General features: G+C 71.9%; 17 protein-coding genes. 9 read left to right on the plus strand and 8 right to left on the minus strand.

Annotated features, from left to right (window positions below; all coding sequences use genetic code 11):
* Positions 1–2: 2 nt before the first annotated feature.
* Positions 3–683 carry an MBL fold metallo-hydrolase gene (locus tag Asi02nite_RS07355; protein WP_203711403.1) on the minus strand — a complete coding sequence of 227 codons (681 nt, stop codon included), beginning with the start codon at positions 681–683 and terminating at the stop codon, positions 3–5.
* Between the two features lie 53 nt (positions 684–736).
* Here Asi02nite_RS07355 and Asi02nite_RS07360 point away from each other — a divergent pair, with 53 nt between their 5' ends.
* The 4 genes from Asi02nite_RS07360 to Asi02nite_RS07375 all read left to right on the plus strand — a co-directional run bounded on the left by Asi02nite_RS07360 (position 737) and on the right by Asi02nite_RS07375 (position 3294).
* Complete coding sequence (locus Asi02nite_RS07360) at positions 737–1132, plus strand: ankyrin repeat domain-containing protein (protein ID WP_239126547.1); 396 nt, start codon at positions 737–739, stop codon at positions 1130–1132.
* Positions 1129–2043, plus strand: a complete 915-nt coding sequence (locus tag Asi02nite_RS07365; RefSeq protein WP_203711404.1) for a DUF3500 domain-containing protein — start codon at positions 1129–1131, stop codon at positions 2041–2043. Before Asi02nite_RS07360 ends, Asi02nite_RS07365 begins: the two co-directional genes overlap by 4 nt.
* A gap of 104 nt (positions 2044–2147) precedes the next feature.
* Entirely contained in the window at positions 2148–2540 is a 393-nt protein-coding gene (locus tag Asi02nite_RS07370) for a hypothetical protein (RefSeq protein WP_203711405.1), read from the plus strand.
* A 16-nt stretch (positions 2541–2556) separates the two neighbouring features.
* Positions 2557–3294 (plus strand): TIGR03089 family protein, encoded by a 738-nt coding sequence (locus Asi02nite_RS07375; RefSeq protein ID WP_203711406.1) that lies wholly within the window; start codon positions 2557–2559, stop codon positions 3292–3294.
* Positions 3295–3318: 24 nt separating this feature from the next.
* Here Asi02nite_RS07375 and Asi02nite_RS07380 read toward each other — a convergent pair whose 3' ends face one another.
* The 3 genes from Asi02nite_RS07380 to Asi02nite_RS07390 all read right to left on the minus strand — a co-directional run bounded on the left by Asi02nite_RS07380 (position 3319) and on the right by Asi02nite_RS07390 (position 6094).
* Positions 3319–4065, minus strand: coding sequence for a DUF2231 domain-containing protein (locus Asi02nite_RS07380; protein WP_203711407.1), 747 nt, complete (start codon positions 4063–4065; stop codon positions 3319–3321).
* Positions 4066–4208: 143 nt separating this feature from the next.
* Positions 4209–4958, minus strand: a complete 750-nt coding sequence (locus Asi02nite_RS07385; RefSeq protein WP_203711408.1) for a GAF and ANTAR domain-containing protein — start codon at positions 4956–4958, stop codon at positions 4209–4211.
* Positions 4959–5161: 203 nt separating this feature from the next.
* Positions 5162–6094 (minus strand): RNA polymerase subunit sigma-70, encoded by a 933-nt coding sequence (locus tag Asi02nite_RS07390; protein WP_203711409.1) that lies wholly within the window; start codon positions 6092–6094, stop codon positions 5162–5164.
* Positions 6095–6231: 137 nt separating this feature from the next.
* On the opposite strand from Asi02nite_RS07390, the gene Asi02nite_RS07395 reads away from it, so the two are divergent.
* Both Asi02nite_RS07395 and Asi02nite_RS07400 read left to right on the plus strand, forming a co-directional pair.
* Positions 6232–6969, plus strand: a complete 738-nt coding sequence (locus Asi02nite_RS07395; protein ID WP_203711410.1) for a DUF899 family protein — start codon at positions 6232–6234, stop codon at positions 6967–6969.
* Between the two features lie 14 nt (positions 6970–6983).
* Positions 6984–8039: a substrate-binding domain-containing protein gene (locus Asi02nite_RS07400; protein WP_203711411.1), complete on the plus strand. Its 1056-nt coding sequence runs from the start codon at positions 6984–6986 to the stop codon at positions 8037–8039.
* A gap of 174 nt (positions 8040–8213) precedes the next feature.
* Here the strand turns inward: Asi02nite_RS07400 and secA2 are convergent, their stop codons facing one another.
* From secA2 to Asi02nite_RS07415, 3 genes are all read right to left on the minus strand, one after another.
* Positions 8214–10520, minus strand: a complete 2307-nt coding sequence (gene secA2, locus Asi02nite_RS07405) for an accessory Sec system translocase SecA2 (protein WP_203711412.1) — start codon at positions 10518–10520, stop codon at positions 8214–8216.
* 100 nt (positions 10521–10620) lie between these two features.
* Positions 10621–11721: a zinc-dependent alcohol dehydrogenase gene (locus Asi02nite_RS07410; protein ID WP_203711413.1), complete on the minus strand. Its 1101-nt coding sequence runs from the start codon at positions 11719–11721 to the stop codon at positions 10621–10623.
* Entirely contained in the window at positions 11714–12883 is a 1170-nt protein-coding gene (locus Asi02nite_RS07415) for a Gfo/Idh/MocA family protein (RefSeq protein ID WP_203711414.1), read from the minus strand. Before Asi02nite_RS07415 ends, Asi02nite_RS07410 begins: the two co-directional genes overlap by 8 nt.
* Positions 12884–13230: 347 nt before the next feature.
* Between Asi02nite_RS07415 and Asi02nite_RS07420 the strand changes: the two genes are divergently transcribed.
* The 3 genes from Asi02nite_RS07420 to Asi02nite_RS07430 all read left to right on the plus strand — a co-directional run bounded on the left by Asi02nite_RS07420 (position 13231) and on the right by Asi02nite_RS07430 (position 16113).
* A complete protein-coding gene (locus Asi02nite_RS07420; RefSeq protein ID WP_203711415.1) occupies positions 13231–14256 on the plus strand; it encodes a glucosyl-3-phosphoglycerate synthase in 1026 nt (341 codons plus the stop codon).
* Between the two features lie 91 nt (positions 14257–14347).
* The gene (locus Asi02nite_RS07425) at positions 14348–15493 is read left to right on the plus strand and encodes a glycosyltransferase (protein WP_203711416.1); all 1146 of its coding nucleotides are present in this window, start codon (positions 14348–14350) and stop codon (positions 15491–15493) included.
* An 86-nt stretch (positions 15494–15579) separates the two neighbouring features.
* Positions 15580–16113 (plus strand): hypothetical protein, encoded by a 534-nt coding sequence (locus Asi02nite_RS07430; protein ID WP_203711417.1) that lies wholly within the window; start codon positions 15580–15582, stop codon positions 16111–16113.
* A 300-nt stretch (positions 16114–16413) separates the two neighbouring features.
* On the opposite strand, the gene Asi02nite_RS07435 is transcribed toward Asi02nite_RS07430, so the two are convergent.
* Positions 16414–16734 carry a hypothetical protein gene (locus tag Asi02nite_RS07435; protein WP_203711418.1) on the minus strand — a complete coding sequence of 107 codons (321 nt, stop codon included), beginning with the start codon at positions 16732–16734 and terminating at the stop codon, positions 16414–16416.
* Between the last annotated feature and the right edge of the window lie 276 nt (positions 16735–17010).

Below are 17010 nucleotides of genomic sequence, written 5' to 3' on the forward strand. Positions count from 1 at the left end.
GTCTAGTCCCTTCGCTCTCCGGGCATCCAGACGGCGGCGTCGTGTGCGAAGACGACCGCCTTGGGGTCGAGCTCTTTCAAGCGGTCGACCCATGTCGGGTACGGGACGTCGGGCGCGTGGTGGGCGAGCACGTCACGCCCGTACGCGGTGGCGTCGTCGCGGGCCTGACCGGCGAGGATCACCGTGCCGTCGTCGCGGCGCACGGCCACCGACTGGTGCCCGTCGGTGTGTCCCGGGGTCGGGATGATCCACACGCCGGGCCACAGCTCGGTCTCACCGCTGATCTCGAGGTAGTGGGCGCCGTCGAAGTCGACCAGCTCGGGGAGGGTGTAGTCCGGTGTGCTGCGGGCGCTTTCGAGCTCTGTGCGCTGCACGACGATCGGCTTGTTCCTGAAGCTGGGATTGGCGCCGCAGTGGTCGAAGTGCAGGTGGCAGTTGACGACCACCGTGACGTCTTCCGTTGTGACGCCGGCGTGCGCGAGCGCCTCGTCGAGCGGGCGGCGGGTCGGGCGGTAGTGGGCGTCGACGTCGGGGTGGCTGCCCATGCCCGTGTCGAAGAGCAGGAGGCCCTCGGGGCGGCGGACCAGGTAGCCGTAGACCGGCTCGACGCGGGGGTGCGCGGTGCCGGCCTCGTCCGCCGGCCGGACGAACCAGCCGAGGTCGATCCGGCGGACATCTCCCACGTTCTTGATCCTTGCATGGTGACGGCACGGGCGGGTGTGTGAGGCTGGACGTCGTGACCGAGGAACTCGACGACGCGACGCTGGCGTACGCGCACCGGATGTTCGACCTCGCCCGGTCCGGGGCGACGGAGGAGCTCGCGACTCAGGTCGACGCCGGGCTGCCGGTCGACCTGACCAACGACAAGGGCGACACCCTGCTGATCCTGGCCGCCTACCACGACCACCCGGCGACGGTCTCGGCGTTGCTCGCGCGGGGCGCGGACCCGGACCGGGCCAACGACCGCGGGCAGACGGCGCTGGCGGCGGCCGTGTTCCGGCAGAACCGCGTGTCGGTGGGCGCGCTGCTGGACGCGGGGGCGTCACCGGCCGCCGGTGGGCCGTCGGCGCTGGCGACCGCGGAGTTCTTCAAGCTGCCGGAGATGGCGGCGCTGCTGCGGGCGGCGTCATGAGCCTCGCCGCCGCCATGGACGAGGCGGCCCTGCGGCTGCTGTCGCTCGTCGGCCCGCCGCTGCCGTACCCGTTCGACGACGCGGGGCGGCGGTGGATCGAGTACCGGCCGCGGACCCGGCCCGGGGTGTCGCTCTCGGCGTTGGATCCGGCGGCGCGGAAGGCGGCGTTCCAACTCCTGGCGACCGGGCTTCGCGACCACGCGTACGCGCAGGCGTTGTCGATCGTGTCGTTGGAGGAGGTGCTGGACCGGTCGGAGTCGTTCGCCCGGGGGCGGCATCTCCTGGACTACTGGGTGTCGGTGTTCGGAACCCCGGGCTCGGACGCGCCTTGGTCGTGGCGGTTCGAGGGGCATCACCTGTCGGTGTCGATGACGGTGGTGGGGTCCGCGGTGTCACCGGCGCCGGTGTTCTTCGGGGCCAACCCGGCCCGGGTCGCGTACGGCGGGCACACCGTGTCGCGGCCGCTGGCGCCCGAGGAGGACGTGGCGCTCGCGCTGCTGGCCTCGTTGTCGCCGACGGAGCGGTCGCTGGCCGTGGTGTCGGACGCCCCGCCGCCGGACATCGCGAGCGGCACGTCGGAGGTCGCCGGTTTCCTGACACCGGCGGGTGTGTCGGCCACGTCGCTGAACCCGGCCGCCGGCGCGCTGCTGGCGCAGTTGGTCGAGGTCTACCTGGACCGGCTGCCGGAGTCGTTGGCCGAGGACCTGAGCCCGTCGCTGGAGTCGCTGCGGTTCGCGTGGTCGGGTCCGGAACGGCCGGGCGTCCCCGCCTACTACCGGATCCAGGCCGAGGACCTGTTGATCGAGTACGACAACACGGCGGGCGGGAACCACGCGCACACGGTGCTGCGCCGGCCGTCGAGCGACTTCGGCGCGGATCTGCTGGCTGCGCACCGCCGGGCGTACCACTGACGGGTTAGCCCGTTCGTGTGGTTCTTGTTGATCTGCACCACGAGCCGCTTTCGTCCGGTTGAATAGCTGGGTCCCGCTGGTGCCACCGCCACGGAGCTGCCCTGATGTCAGCGTCGCCGGTCGCCACGCCCGAGTGGCAGATGACACCCCGCGCCCGCAAGGCGTTCATCGGCCTGATCGTGGGCGCGGTGGTGGTGATCCTGCTGGGCAGCGCCTGGATGACCTACGACGTCCGGGTCGGCCAGGATCCGGGCCTGCGGGCGTGCGGGTCGTTCGCGCGCACGTCCGCGGTCGAGTTGAGCGAGGCGGAGTTCCGCAAGCTGTCGGCGATGTTCGCCCGGTCGACGCGCCCGGCGCTGCGCGAGCACGGCGGCCGGGCCCTCTCCGCGAGCGTGGTCTCCCAGGGTCCGACGCTCGTGGCGGTGCTGCGCCCGGCGGAGGGCGAGGCGGCGGCGCTGCGGGCGGCCTGCGTTGCCGAGGGTGCGCTGCCAGGCTGACGGTAGGGTGTCCGGCGTGGAGGACTCGCTGGTCTCGCCCGTCTCGCCTGCGGACCCGCCGCTGCTGACGTTCTACGACGACGCTTCGGGATCGCGCGTCGCACTGACCGCGCCGGAGTTGGGGCGGCTGGCGTCCTCGGTCACGTCGCTGCTGTCGTCGTGCGGCCTGGGCCTGGGCAGCCGGGTCGCGGTGCTGCTGCCGCCACACTGGCAGACGGCGGCGGCGCTGCTCGGCGCGTGGTCGGCGGGGGTGGCGGTCTCGTTCCGCCTGTCGGCGACGGCGGGCCTGCCGGCCCTGGACTCGGCGGTCGAACCGTTCGACGCGGTGTTCGTGTCGCGGGGCGCACTGGACGACTGGCTGGTCGACGTCCCGGCGGCGACGCACCGCCTGCTGTTCGACGTGGGCGACGAGAAACGCCCGGTCGCGACCCCGTCGGGCTACCGGGAGTTCCTGCCGTCGGTGGCGATGCACGCGGGCGACCCGGACCCGATGGTCTTCCTGCGGGCAACGGACCCGGCGAGCGCGGACGGCACGACGTACGCCCAGTGGGGTTCGATCGCGGTCGAGATCGCCCGACAGGCGTCGCTGTGCCGCGGTGACCGCCTCCTGATCGACGGCGCGGCGCACGAGCACCCGGTGAAGTGGCTCCTGGCACCGCTGTCGGCGGGGGCGTCGGTGGTGTTGTGCGCGAACCTGGACAGGTCACGGCTGGAGTCGCGGGTGGCGGCGGAGCGGGTGACGCGGGTCCTTTAGGCGCGGCCCGGCTGCAGCTGAGAACTAGACGGGGTTGCGAGTGTCGGTGCCGAGGTCGCCGAGGCCGGCGAGGCCCGGGCGGAACTCCGCGGTCATGTCGAGGTCGCTCGGCTCCGGCTGGCGGAACGCGAGGCCGGCACGGTGGGCGGCGCGGTTGGTCGCGTACACGGTGCCGGAACCGTCCGCCGCCGGCGTCGCGACCAGGCGGCGGCCCTTCGGGCCGACGCGGTCCCCCGCCATCGTGCCGAAGCGCCGCATGAGCCCGGCGCCGAGCCGGATCCCGAGCACGCCGACGCCGAGCGCGATCACCTCCATGACGACCATGGGCACGCTGGCGACCATGTGGCCGCTACCGGCCCGCATCAGGCAGACCACCAGGAAGATCCCGGCCATGGCGGCGTTGACGGCGTTGAAGGTCATGACGTCGCGGCGCGCGGGGCCGGCCGGCACGTCCCAGAGGTCGACCATGCCGGCCACCATCGTCAGAGCGGTAGCCACCAGCCCGGCCACGGCCGTCCAGTAACCCACTTCCCCGACGATCGCCGGCGCACCGACCAGCCGCCCGACGTCGAACACGACGGCACACACGTACAGACCAACCGGAAACGTCATCAGCACCGGCTGGATTGGATGGCCGGAGATCCGAAGGCGGGTATCCACGAGCTCCTCCAGCCTTGATAAGTCGTGGTCAGGGTGCCACGCGCCATTACCCGAAACCCGTGGACAAAAACCCACGTCGCCCGATTCACCCGATCGATACGGTTTGAGCATTGTAGGCACCATCCGTTCAGGCTCGCCGCTTCGGACAGCACTCATCCCCCGATCCGCCCGACCCTCCATTCCCGACATATCCGCCGAACCTCAGGAAAGCGGCGGCACGGGGGCGTGCTCGCCGATCGGGCCAGGGAGGGAGATCAGCCGGCGCTGGCGCGGGCGCGGTCCTCGGCCGAACGGACCAGCCGCCGGGCCACGTCCTCGACGGGAATGGAGAGCGCGGTGGACGCGCCGCGCAGGACGTCGAGGGCCTCGGCCGGCGGGCAACGGCGCTGCATCATCACGACCCCGATCGCCTGGCCGATCACCTCACCCGAGGCGAGGGTGTCGGCGAGATCGCTGGGCACGGAGTCGCGGCGGTCACGCTCCCGCACCGCCGCGAGCAGCAGACCGGCATGCTCGGCGAGCAACATCGCGGTGAGCTGGGCGCCCTGGCCGAGGACGCCGGGCGCACACGCGTACAAGCTGATCGATCCAAGCACCTGATCGTCAACGTCGACGGGCGCCGCGAGCACGGCGCAGGCGCCGTAGGTCACGGCCCGCGGCGTCCACTCGTTCCACCGCGTCTCGCTGTGAAGATCGTCGGCGAGGATGACCTCACGCTGGCGGATGGCACTCATCGCGGGCCCGTCGGCGGCGTACTGCAGCGAGTCCAGCCGCCGCGCCCGCCGATCCGACGCGGCGACACTGGCCGGCTCCCCCGCCCGCAGCAGGGTGACGCTGGACCACGCCACGCCGGGCAGCGCATGCCGGCTGGTCTTGGCCAGATGATCCAACGCCTCTTCGAGGTCGTTGCTGGCCAGAAGCCCGGCGGTCAGCTCCCGCAGCAGAGCGGCGGTCTCCACCGCCACCAGACTGGTGGGATCCCCGTCCGAACCAGGACCCGCCATCTCAGTTGTCCTCCCCCCGCACCGCGGACGCGAACGCCCCCTGTGCGACCGCGGCACCCCGTGTACCCAGGGTGCGCGCCTCCACGCCATACTGCCCGCACGGAGATCCCCCGGGGCAAGTTCCAGCGCGCTATGCGTTCCTGATCACTAAATCGACCGAACACGCCGTTCGCCCCCGGTGCCGGGTTCCCCCGGGGCGGCGTCTAGGGCTCGAGCGTGGCGGGCATGTTGAAGGCTGTGACGTGACGGGCGCCGATGAAGGCGTTGCTCTCTACGATCTTCCCGTTCTCGATGCGGAGCACGTCGACGACCAACGCCTCGTAGTGCGGGCTGCCGGGCCGGCGGAGATAGTTGATCAGTGCCGGGCGCCCGTTGGCGGAGGTGGGGAACGTACGCCAGTCGAGCGGTCGGCTGAGGAACTCCGTGGCCGCGTCGATCCCGACGACCGGCGGCTCGGGCGGCATCGTGATCCGTACGTTCTCGGCGAGCAGTGCCCGGAACGTCTCCGGGTCGTTCGCGTTGGCGTAGCGGCGCAGGATCTCTTCGTCCTCGCTGGTGAGCCGCGGGCGGCGCCAGTCCTTCGGGTCCGACGGGGCGTGGCTCCGCAGGGTGTGGCGGGCCCGCTGGAGGAGGCTGTTGACCGCCGCGACCGGGGTGTCGAGCGCGGCGGCGATCTCCTGCGGCGTCCAGCCGTGGACGTCGCGCAGCACGAAAGCCGCCCGCTGCCGAGGCGGCAGGTACATGAGCGCGGCGATCACGGCGAGCTCGACGGTCTCCCGGGCGGCCAGACGGGTCTGCGGGTCGGTCTGCGGGTCGTCGGCCAGCAGGGCGTCGGGGTAGGGGCCGAGCTCGGTGGACCACTCCAGCGGATCGCCATACGGCACGGTCCGGCGACCGGCCGCCTTGCGACTGTCGAGAAACACGTTCGTGGCGATCCGGTAGAACCAGGTGCGCGCCGACGCCCGGCCCTCGAAGCGGTCGCGAGCACGCCAGGCACGCAGGAAGGTCTCCTGCACGAGGTCGTCCGCGTCGGTGACGTTCCCGGCGAGGCGGTAGCAGTGCACGTGTAGCTCACGCCGGTGCGCGTCGAAGGCACGCTGGAGCCAGACCGCCTGCTCGTCGGGCGAGTCGGACATGTGGTCTCCCCGGGGCGCAGTGGTCCTCACCACCGTACTGACGACCGCCGACCCCATCCGTCATCGGTCACCGATGACGACCGCCGGCTCGGTCGTCTGTACCTGTGACCGATCACCACTCCACGAAGGAGACAGCCATGACGGCAACCCCCGTGTCCAGCGCCGCCGCGCCCCCGGTCGTCGACCGGGAGACCTGGCTGCGCAAGCGCGACGAACTGCTGGCCCGGGAGAAGGCCCACACCCGCGAAGCAGACGCGATCGCAGCCGCTCGCCGTCAGCTTCCCATGACCGTGATGCCGGCGGTGACGGTGCGGGGCCCGGGCGGGGACACCCCGCTGGTGGAGGTGTTCGAGGGCCGCCGGATGCTCATCGCCTACTTCCACATGTGGCACGACGGCAAACCGTACGAGCATCAGTGTGAGGGGTGCACGTTCTCGACCTGCCACGTGCGGACGCTGGACTACCTGCACGCCCGCGACGTCACCTACGCCGTGTTCTGCCAGGGCTCCTACGACGAAAGTGCCCCGTTCGCCGAGTTCATGGGCTATGAGTTCCCCTGGTATTCGGCGAAGGACTCCGACCCGGCTCTGGCCGACGGTCGCGACTTCGGGTTCATCGCGTGCTACCTGCGCGACGGCGACGAGGTCTACGAGACCTACTGGACCACCGGGCGGGGCGTGGAGGCGTTGATGACCACCTACCACGCCCTGGACCTCACGGTGTACGGCCGGCAGGAGAACTGGGAAAACTCGCCTGAAGGCTGGCCGCGGGTCACCGGGCACCCGTGGCGCCTCAACGGCCGCCCCACCGCGCAATGGTCACGCTCCGGCGCGGTGTCGTCAGCCTGCGGCTGCGTCGCGCCTGCTGGTCCGTGATGGCAGGAAGTCCCGTGCCGCCCAGGGACGGCCGCGCGACGCTGTCGACCGTCGCCAGGTCCGCCGGTGTCTCGGTCACCACCGTGTCCAAAGTGGTCAATGGACGCCCCGATGTCGGCGCCGGGACCCGCGCGCTGGTGGAGTCGCTGCTGGCGCAGCACGACTACATCGGCCGGCGGTCGCCCGCGGCCGAGGGCAGCCCGGCCACGGCGCGGATCGAGGTGGTCCTCGAGGGTGACCTCAACGCGTACTCCACCAAGATCATCCAGGGTGTCCTCGACGCCGGCGGCGAGGCCGGCATCGGGGTGGCGATCGGCACCCAGGCCGGCGCCGACGCCAGCCGTCCGCGGGGCTGGGCGCGCGACCTGGCCGCCGCGGGCCGGCGGGCGGTGATCGCGGTTGTCGACGAGCCCCCCTCCACCGACCGGGCCGCGCTTTCCCGCGCGCACCTGCCGCTGGTCGTCATCGCCCCGCTCAACCCGCAGCGGGAGCGAGTGACCAGCGTCGGCTCCACCAACTTCGCGGGCGGCATGGCCGCGGCACAGCACCTGCTCGCCCTCGGCCACCGCCGGATCGGCTACGTCGGCGGCTCGAGCCGGTCGGCCCGCGACCAGGCCCGGATGCACGGCTACCGGGCGGCGCTCGAGGCGGCCGGCGTGCCCGTGCCCGACGACTACCAGCGCACGGGCGACTCCCGCTATCAGGACGGGATCGCGGGCGGCGCCGCGCAGCTCGACCTGCCCGAGCGGCCGACCGCCGTGTTCGCCGGCAGCGACGAGACCGCGGCGGGCGTGATCGAGGCGGCCCGGGCCCGCGGGCTGCGGGTGCCCGACGACCTGAGCGTGGTGGGGTTCGACGACACCGAGGTCGCCCGCCTCACCTCGCCGCCGCTGACCACGGTGCGGCAACCGCTGCGCGAGATGGGCGGCGTCGCCCTGCGCACCGCACTGCGGCTGGCGGCCGGCGAGAAACTGGACTCGCACCACGTGGAGCTGGCCACCGAGCTGATCGTCCGCGGCTCGACCGCGGCCCGCCAGGTCGGTGGCGGGGCCGACCCGGCCACGCGGTAGCAGAAGACGAACGCGTGGCCGCGGCTGTCGGCGGTCCCGACGAACGGGCTCGTCGCGGTCGACGGACCACGAGGCGGCCATGACCGCGCCCCACGTAGCCGCGCCGCGCGAACCAAGCCGGGCGCCGCCCAGCCGGAGCGTGCGCGACGCCCGGCTGGGCAGGCCCGTTGGCGGTTAGTTGTTGCCGCCCGAGCTCAGGCGGCGGCCGACCGCTGCGATGAGGCGGTCGAGTTCCGAGCCGAACGGGTTGTCGTGGACCAGGTAGGTCCAGGTCGCGCTCGGGCGTACGAGCGTGTTGTCGTCCGGGGTCCAGTTCTCGTCGAACTCGTTCTCCTCGAACGTTTCGACCGTGCGCTCCTCGATCGCCGGCACCAGCGCGTTGAAGGCCGGCACCGCCGCGCGGTGGAACTCGTCGAGTGGGTCGAGGCGGCCCAGGGCGCGAAGGTGGACGCCCTCGCGGACCTCGGAGAGCTCCGCCAGGTGCTCTGCCCATAGCCGGTCGATGTGGAAGAGCGCGATCGACCGGGCCACCCGCGGCAGCAGGTCCTCGTCGAGTTCTTTCAGCTCTTCGGCCTTCTCCGGCTCGCGCTTCTCCAGCATCTCGGCGGCCACGTCGGTGGTCAGCACGCGCTCGCGGCGCTCGGAGAGTGCCTTGCGCTGCTGCTCGATCACCACGCTGTAGCGCCAGGTGTTGCGGTGGATCTCATGCTGCACGCCCTCGGACACCCGCTGGGCGTGTTCCACGGCGTAGTCGACCTGCTCGTCGGTGACCAGGCCGTCGAAGTTCATGCGCGGCGACGCCGGGATCGCGTCGGGGGCATTGCGCTGGATCAGGTCGTCCTCGAGGCTCACGAAGAACGTTGAGGCGCCCGGGTCGCCCTGGCGGCCGGCCCGGCCGCGGAGCTGGTCGTCGACGCGGCGGCTGTGGTGCCGACCGCCGCCGAGGACGTAGAGGCCGCCCAGCTCGGCGACCCGCTCGCGGTCGGACTGGTCGCTGCCGCCGAGCCGGATGTCGACACCGCGGCCCGCCATCTGCGTGGAGACGGTCACGGCGCCGAACTTGCCGGCCTCCGCGATGATCGCCGCTTCCTCGTCGTCGTTCTTGGCGTTGAGGACGCTGCACGGGATGCCGGCCTCGTCGAGCGCCTTGGCCAGGCTCTCGGACTCTTTCACGTCGAGGGTGCCGACCAGCACCGGCCGGCCCTTCTCGTGGCTGAGGGTGATCTCGGCGACCAGGGCGTCTTCCTTCTCCTGCCGGGTCGCGTAGATGCGGTCGGCCTCGTCGACGCGGATGCACGGCGTGTTGGGCGGGATGACCGCGACCTCGAGCTTGAAGTATTCGCGGAGCTGCTCGCCGACCAGCACCGCCGTCGCGGTCATGCCGCAGACCGTCGGGTAGAGCGCGATGTAGGCCTGGACCGTGATGGTGCCCAGCACCTCCCCCTCGGCGGTGGCGTCGAGCCCTTCCTTGGCCTCGACGGCGGCCTGGAGGCCGTCGGGCCAGCGGCGCCGCTGCGCCACCCGGCCGCGCATCTCGTCGACCAGCTCGACGGCGCCGTTGCGCACGATGTAGTCGACGTCGCGGTGCAGCAGTGCGTGCGCGTGCAGGGCGACGTTGACCGCGGAGAGCTGCTCCACGTGCTCGTCGTCGTAGAGGTCGATGCCACCGAGCTTGCGCTCGACGACCTCGAGCCCCTTGGTGGTGAACGCGACGCTGCGGCCGTCGTCGGCGATCTCGTAGTGCCGGCCGGAGCGCAGCCCGCGCACCACACCGGCCGCGACGTGCACCGGGTCCTGCTCGCCCGCCACCGCGCCGGCGAGCACCATCGGCACCCGGGCCTCGTCGATCAGGATGGAGTCGGCCTCGTCGACGATCGCCGTCGCCGGCGCCCGCTGGACCCGGTCGTCGATGTCGGTGACGAGCTGGTCGCGTAGGTAGTCGAAGCCGGCTTCGCTGACCGAGGCGTACGTGACGTCGCAGGCGTAGGCCGCGCGCCGCTCCTCGGGCGACGACGACTCGGTGACCCAGCCGACGGAGAGGCCGAGCAGCTTGTAGACCGGCTCCATCCACTCGGCGTCACGACGGGCCAGGTAGTCGTTGACGGTCAGCACGTGGACGGGGCCGTTGCCGCTGCGCACATGCCCGTACGCCGCGATCGCCGCCGTCAGGGTCTTGCCCTCACCGGTGGCCATCTCGGCGACGCTGCCGCCCAGCATCGCCAGCACGCCCAGGAGCTGCACGTCATAGGGGCGCTCGTCGAGGGCGCGCCGCGCTGCCTCGCGGCCCAGAGCAGCGATCTCGGCGACCCTGGTGGCCTCGGCGGCCCGCTCCGTCAGCGCCGCGTCGTCGAGCTCCTTGAACTCGTCCTCGAGGGCCTCGATCTCGGGCAGCACCTTCTGCAGCGGCGCCAGGTCGACCGTCGTGCCGGGACGCTGGAGGAACCGCTGGGTCCTGTTCTTCAACCGCTGCATGACTCCCATGGACCGAAACGGTACCTGGAAGACGCCTCGATTCGGAGCCCGGCACGAGCCTGTGGACAAGTGTTCGAAACTGCCTGTGGACAACCGACCTGATCTTGGTTCAGACGCGCAGAATCACCTGCAGTTCCTGGCGTTTGCGGTCCGCGAGGTCGGTGAGCAGCTCAGGCGCCGACTCGAAGGGCACGACGGCCGACACGACGTGGGTACGCAGCAGCGCGCCCGAGGGAGAACGGAGCAGGTCGATGGTTTCGGCGGAGAGGCGATCCCGGTCCCAGGCGTGGGCGAGGCCGCGCGGCACCCGCCCGATCTGCGCACAGCGCAGGGAAAGGCCGTTGTGATGGAACTCCTCGCCCAGCCGCACCGCGTCCGCCCCCGCCTGATAGAAGGCGAGGTCGACCACCGTGCCCTGGGGCCGCAGCAGCCGCAGGGCCAGTTGCAGCGCGAACGCCTGGCCCCGGCACTGGAACACGACGTCGGCGCCGCGGTCGCCGGCGGCGTGCCGCCACCGGGTCTTCATCACCACAGCCGGGTCCTCGGCGCCGTCCGGGTCCAGCACCTCGAAACCCAGGGCTGCCGCGACGGCCCGGCGGGCCGGCGTCGGGTCGACCACGACGACGGAGGCCGCGCCGTGGTGGCGGGCGAGGGCGGCGGTGAGCAGCGCGACGACGCCGGCGCCCACAACCGCGACCCGCCTCCCCCGCACCCCGTCGCCGAGCCCCCGCACGTCGCCGTGTGCGAGGTCGGCGGCGGCGTGGAGCAGCCCGTTGGCGCAGATCGGGCCCATGTGGGCGGCATAGACGCCGAGCATCGGGTCCAGGTCGGCCGGCAGGGGCACCACCCTGTCGACGAGCGGGTCGCCGAGATAGGCCGTGCGGTGGCCGTAGGTCATCGCGACCATGCCGCCCTCCGGGACCGCGGCGGTCCGGCTGGCCACCACCCGGCCGACCTCCATATATCCCAACCGCTCGACCGGGTACGGAGAAGCCGTGGCGCCGGGTTCGAACAGGCCGAGTTCCGCGTTCCAGGTTGACCCGAGATAGGGGTTGGTGCCTTTGAGGTAGCTCAGCTCGGTACCCGCCGAGATGCCGGTGAAGACGGTCTCGACCCGGAAGGTCCCGGGGCGCACCGGTTCGGCCTCGACGTCCCGGATGGCGACCTTGCCCGGCTCGGCCACCACCACGTTCCGGTCAGCATCAGCCATCGGCCGGCCCACCCTCCGCGGGCACCGACGTGGGTGCCGCGCCCTGACCGGTAGCTGCCGCGCCCGGTCCGACGGCTGCCGCGTCCGGGCGCCCGTCGCCGCCGGGTGCCGTCCACTGGCCCGGAATGACGCGGTCGACGGCCGCGCCTGACGGCGCCGGCGCCGCGCCGTCGGCCCCGACCGGCCCGGGGCTCAGCCGCACCACCTGGCCGGTCCGGGCCGACTCCGCGATCGCGCAGGTGACGCGGTGGGTCTCGAGGGCCTCGGCGTACGGCACGCGGATGTCGTCGCCCAGCCCGCGGACCGCGTCGACGAACGCGCGGTCGACGGCGACCCGGGCGGCGTCCGGATCGCCGGGGATGCGGCGTTCCTGTCCGGATCCGTCGCGTACGACCAGCTCGTCCTCGCCGACGAACAGCGCCAGCCCGTCGGCGATGATCTCCAGTCCGGCGCGCTGCTTCCAGCCGAGAACACAGGTGGAGCTGAGCGTCCCTACCGCACCACCCGCGAAGATCATCGTCGCGGCGGTGGCCGCGTCGACGTCGGCGTCGGCGACCGGGGGTGGCGCCCCGGTGCCGGCGGCGTAGACCGCGGTCACCGGGCCGACCAGCGCCCGCGCCAGGTCGACCACATGCGCCGCCTGTTCCACGACCGGTCCGCCGGACCGGTCGGACCGGATCCACCAGGCCACGGGAGGCACCTTGTCCCACCACATGCCGTTCACCAGCCGCACCTGGCGGCCGGCCAGCAACGTGGCCGCCGTGCGTACCACGTCGAGGTACCGCCAGTGGTGACCGACGGCCGTGCGCGTGCCGCGGCGGGCGACCTCCGCGGCCAGGCGGGTCGGCACCGTCAGGTCCACGCCCAGCGGCTTCTCGACGAACATGGCCGCCCCCGACGCCAACACCGCTTCTTCGGCATGGCCGTGGGCGAATGGGGGAACACATACGTAGACAGCGTCGGGTTCGAGCGAGAGGAGGGTCGCGGCGTCCGGGAGGGCTGGCGCGTCACACGTCGTGGCCAGGGCCTCGGCGGCGGGCGGCACGACGTCGGTCACACCGATGATCTCCACGTCGGCGAAGCTGGACAGCACGCGCGCGTGCCGTTGAGCGACATTTCCCGCGCCGATCATCCCTATCCGACACTTTTCGCTACTCGCCATAAACCGACCTTTCACCTCGAATGTCCGCGTCACACCAGTTACTTTTGCCACCGGCGTATGCGGATCAAACATCTGATATGAGTCGGGCATACGGAACCATCGACACCTGCAGCGTCATCAAACGTTCACACAGGTGAGTGGGCAATGCGCAATTCGATGATCAGTATGTGTAAAAGCGGGCGTGGTTTGCTTCGGGCAAACCGGGGAAATGGAACGCGCCCGCGGCGCCGCCGATGAGGCACGGCGGCCCGCGACTGCAACGCGCAACTGCCGTGTGACACGACGAAACAGCGCGCAACGGCACAGCAGAACTGAAGGCACAGCGGATCGCGTCTGGGGGTGTGCCTGTGTGGCACTCGCGTACAACAGTTTCACCAGTGGTCGAGGCCTGGTCGACCTACCGCACCGGCTCCGCGGGTCAGTGGACGCCGCGCCAGCTCGTCGCCGCCAAGCGCGGCACGACAGTGAGCGTCGTCATTCCCGCGCGTAACGAGGAAGCGACGATCGGTGCGATCGTCGCCACCATCCGCCAACAGCTCGTCGAGCGGGTCCACCTGGTCGACGAGCTCATCGTGGTCGACTCACGGTCGTCCGACGCCACCGCCCGGGTGGCGGCCGCGGCCGGCGCCCACGTGGTCAGCCAGGACCAGATGACTCGGGGTCTGCCCCGGCTCGAGGGCAAGGGCGACGCGCTCTGGGCCGGCCTGGTGGCCGCCAGCGGCGACGTCGTGGCGTTCGTCGACGGCGACCTCGAGGACTTCGACGCCCGGTTCGTCACCGGGCTGGTCGGGCCGCTGCTCACCGACCAGAGCGTCGGCTTCGTCAAGGGCTTCTACCACCGTGGCCTGCACCACTCCGCCGGCGTGGTCGAGGCCGATGGCGGCGGTCGGGTCACCGAGCTGACCGCACGGCCACTGCTGAACCTCTTCTGGCCGGAGCTGTCCGGATTCGTGCAGCCGCTCGCGGGTGAGTACGCGGGCCGCCGGACGCTCCTCGAGCAGCTCCCGTTCGTCTCCGGCTACGGCGTGGAGACCGCGATGCTGATCGACCTGCTGGAGCTCGTCGGCCTCGACGCGCTCGCCCAGGTCGACCTCGGCGAGCGGCGCCACCGCCACCAGAGCACGGAGGCGCTCGGCCGGATGTCCGCGCAGATCATGCACACGGCCTGGGTACGCCTGCAGCGCCAGGGCTGGGTCACCGCCGACTCGCAGCCCTCGACCCTGCTCACCCAGTTCCGCCGCGGCGGCACCGACGCGCTGCCCAACCTGGACCGCGAGATCGTCGTCACCGACGTGTCGGTCCAGGAGCGCCCGCCGCTGCGCGAGATGGCCGACCTGGCCAGCCGGCGCCGCCGCAGCCGGGTGGCCGCATGAACAGCAACGGCGCGCGGATGAACAGGCCGCGGGAGAGCCGCGGCGACGGCCACACCCGGATAGCCACCGCCGGCGGAAGCGGGGCGGCCGCATGACCTTCACCGTCCTGGTCAACGCCGGCCCCTGGCTGCCGGTCCCGCCCCGCGGCTACGGCGGCATCGAGAACATCATCGCGACGCTCGTGCCGGAGCTGCGCCGCCTCGGCGTCACCGTCGTGCTCGCCTCCGTCGGCACCAGCACCGAGCCCGTCGACGAGCTCCTCGCCACCTTCCCGGACGGCCAGTTCGGCTGGCTGCAACGCCCCTTCAACCAGGCGAGCGGCGTCGCGATCGCGCACCAGGCGTCCGTGGTCCGCACGATCCGGGAGCGCGACGACATCGACCTCGTGCACGACCACGTCGAGGCGATCGGTCTGGCCATGCTCGCCGCGATGGAGCCCGCCGCCACCCCGGTGCTGCACACGCTGCACTGGGACCTGGCAAAGCATCCCGAGTTCTACGGCTCGTTCGACGGCGGCGGCCGGATCAGCGTCAACGGCGTCAGCGCGTCGCAGCTGAGGAGGGCACCGCGCGCACTCCGCGCGCACGCCATAGGCCACGTGCACCTGGCCACGCCGCTCGCCGTACACGCGGAGCGAAGACCCGTCCCTGACCGCTCCGAGCACCTGGTCATGCTCGGCCGCATCACCCCCGGAAAGGGCCAGGACCTGGGCGTACGCCTGGCGCACGAGATCGGTTTCGACCTCGTGCTGGCCGGCCCGGTCGGCCCCTACAAGCAGCCCGACGACCTGGCCGCCGCCCTCCGCGACCCGGCCGCCGCCAACAACCCCGACGTCCGCTTCTGGCGCGAGCAGGTCGCGCCGCTCGTCGACGGCAGCCGCGTCCGCTGGGTCGGCACGCTCACCGGCGACGCGCGCGACACCCTCGTCGCCGAGGCCCGCGCGATGCTCGCACCGCTGCGCTGGGAGGAGCCGGGCGGCACGTTCGTCGTCGAGTCACTCGCCCTCGGCACGCCGGTCGTCGGCACGGCCCGCGGCTGCCTACCCGAGTTGATCGACCACGGCCGCACCGGCCTGCTCACCAACGACGAAGCCGAACTGGCCGACCTGGTCATCGCCGCCGGCAAGCTCGACCCCGCCGAATGCCGGCAGGAGGCGGCCACCAGGTTCACACCGGCGGTCATGGCCGAACGCTACGTCGAGCTCTACGAGGAGGTGGCCGGTCGCCCCGTCGGGTGATCTTCACGGCGATTCATTCACGGGCGATCATCAGCGCTGATCAATACACTGGGTGAACACGGCCTGACGCAAAGTGGTGGTCAGCGATGAATGACACGACGGTCTTCTACCACTCCGGACCGACCCTGACAGGCCGCGTCGTGCGGCTGATGCCTGGATACGCCCGCGAGATGAAGGTCGGCCAGCCGATCCTCGTAGCGGTCCTGGCAGCCGCCACCGTGGGGCGGCTGATCGGCCGCGCCATCCTCTCGGCCCTCCAGGCCGGCACCCGCGGCGCCGCGCCCCGCCGCTTCAAGGACCTGCGCAAGGCGCCGGAGTTCCTGGTGACGCCACTACGCCTCCGCGACACGGCCGGCCGCCTCTGCGAGGTCGAGATCCACGGCCACCTACCGCAGAGCGCGCTGGAGCCGTCCGACCACATCCAGGTGACGGTCGTCCGCCCGAAGGACCGCAGCACACCCCCCAAGGTGGAGCGCATCGTCAACATCACCACCGGCCAGTTGCTGCGCCCCCGCATCCCCACCCTGTGGTCCCACATCGGCCCGGCCCTCCTCCTCCAGGCAGTACTCGGCCTGACCCTCGTCGGCGTGATCGCCACCGCCTTCACCGCCGGCCGCTGAAACCAACCAGAACGCCGAACTGTGGCTCGGGTCCGCGGTGGTCCGGACCGTCGCTCCCGCCAGACACCGCTCGCTCCGCTTAGCTGCCGGGTCCGCGCCCCACACCCGAACCAGAAAGACATCACGAGACCAGCCACACCGCGACGACCGACGACGGCGTCGGGCGCGGGAACCCGCGTGCCCCCTGTTGGGCACAGTGAAGTCATGGGTCCCGCACACCGCGGACCAACCGGTAATCGCGTCTGCGCGACAGTGGTGGCGATCGCCTCGGCGAGCCAGTTACGGAGACAGAGCCAGAAGTTAGCCCGGGCGGTAGTAACGCGTCCAGCACCGCAACTGGCGCAGGGCCACAGCACCCGGCCGCCGGCCGCGGCGAGCGCCAAGCGGATGCCGTCCCCGGCCACTGTCGAATAGCAGCCAGCCGACGTCGCACCAGGTCGCCGGGTCACCGAGCGCCCAGTCCAGGCAGTCGAACTGCCGGGGCCGGAACAGTGATTTGTAGAGCCGGCGGTCGTGCCGGTACCGCCCGTCGGGCTCCCGCTGCGCGGACGGGGACGATCCTGTGCCACGCGTGCGGACCCAGATCTCACCCGGCGCCGACATGCTTTCGCATGTAGCCACGTGTCTAAGCATGTACGCGGCACCGGTGGTACCCCGCGACGGGCGGAACTGACCGGTTACGCCGCCTAACCCCCGCGAAAGCCAAGAAGCTCGACTCGATCGGTACGAGCGGCGGCCGGGTGGCTCGACCGGCGAGGTCGCGTGCGCGCAGGCGAGGCCGACGGGGGCTGTCGAACCGCCACACCACGACCGCGCAACCGGAAGCCAGGTCCAGCGGGCCGATCGCCTCGGCCGTTCGCGGCGCGACACCAAAGTGGACGGGGCTACGAGCACCCA

The sequence above is a fragment of the Asanoa siamensis genome (genome assembly GCF_016862555.1).
Classification (GTDB): domain Bacteria; phylum Actinomycetota; class Actinomycetes; order Mycobacteriales; family Micromonosporaceae; genus Asanoa; species Asanoa siamensis.

Bases quoted from the DNA above. Each gene is read 5' to 3' on its own strand.
- Asi02nite_RS07365 (WP_203711404.1), top strand. From the start codon at position 1,129: ATGAGCCTCGCCGCCGCCATGGACGAGGCGGCCCTGCGGCTGCTGTCG.
- Asi02nite_RS07370 (WP_203711405.1), top strand. From the start codon at position 2,148: ATGTCAGCGTCGCCGGTCGCCACGCCCGAGTGGCAGATGACACCCCGC.
- Asi02nite_RS07380 (WP_203711407.1), bottom strand. From the start codon at position 4,065: ATGCTCAAACCGTATCGATCGGGTGAATCGGGCGACGTGGGTTTTTGT.
- Asi02nite_RS07385 (WP_203711408.1), bottom strand. From the start codon at position 4,958: ATGGCGGGTCCTGGTTCGGACGGGGATCCCACCAGTCTGGTGGCGGTG.
- Asi02nite_RS07390 (WP_203711409.1), bottom strand. From the start codon at position 6,094: ATGTCCGACTCGCCCGACGAGCAGGCGGTCTGGCTCCAGCGTGCCTTC.
- Asi02nite_RS07395 (WP_203711410.1), top strand. From the start codon at position 6,232: ATGACGGCAACCCCCGTGTCCAGCGCCGCCGCGCCCCCGGTCGTCGAC.
- secA2 (WP_203711412.1), bottom strand. From the start codon at position 10,520: ATGGGAGTCATGCAGCGGTTGAAGAACAGGACCCAGCGGTTCCTCCAG.
- Asi02nite_RS07410 (WP_203711413.1), bottom strand. From the start codon at position 11,721: ATGGCTGATGCTGACCGGAACGTGGTGGTGGCCGAGCCGGGCAAGGTC.
- Asi02nite_RS07415 (WP_203711414.1), bottom strand. From the start codon at position 12,883: ATGGCGAGTAGCGAAAAGTGTCGGATAGGGATGATCGGCGCGGGAAAT.
- Asi02nite_RS07425 (WP_203711416.1), top strand. From the start codon at position 14,348: ATGACCTTCACCGTCCTGGTCAACGCCGGCCCCTGGCTGCCGGTCCCG.
- Asi02nite_RS07430 (WP_203711417.1), top strand. From the start codon at position 15,580: ATGAATGACACGACGGTCTTCTACCACTCCGGACCGACCCTGACAGGC.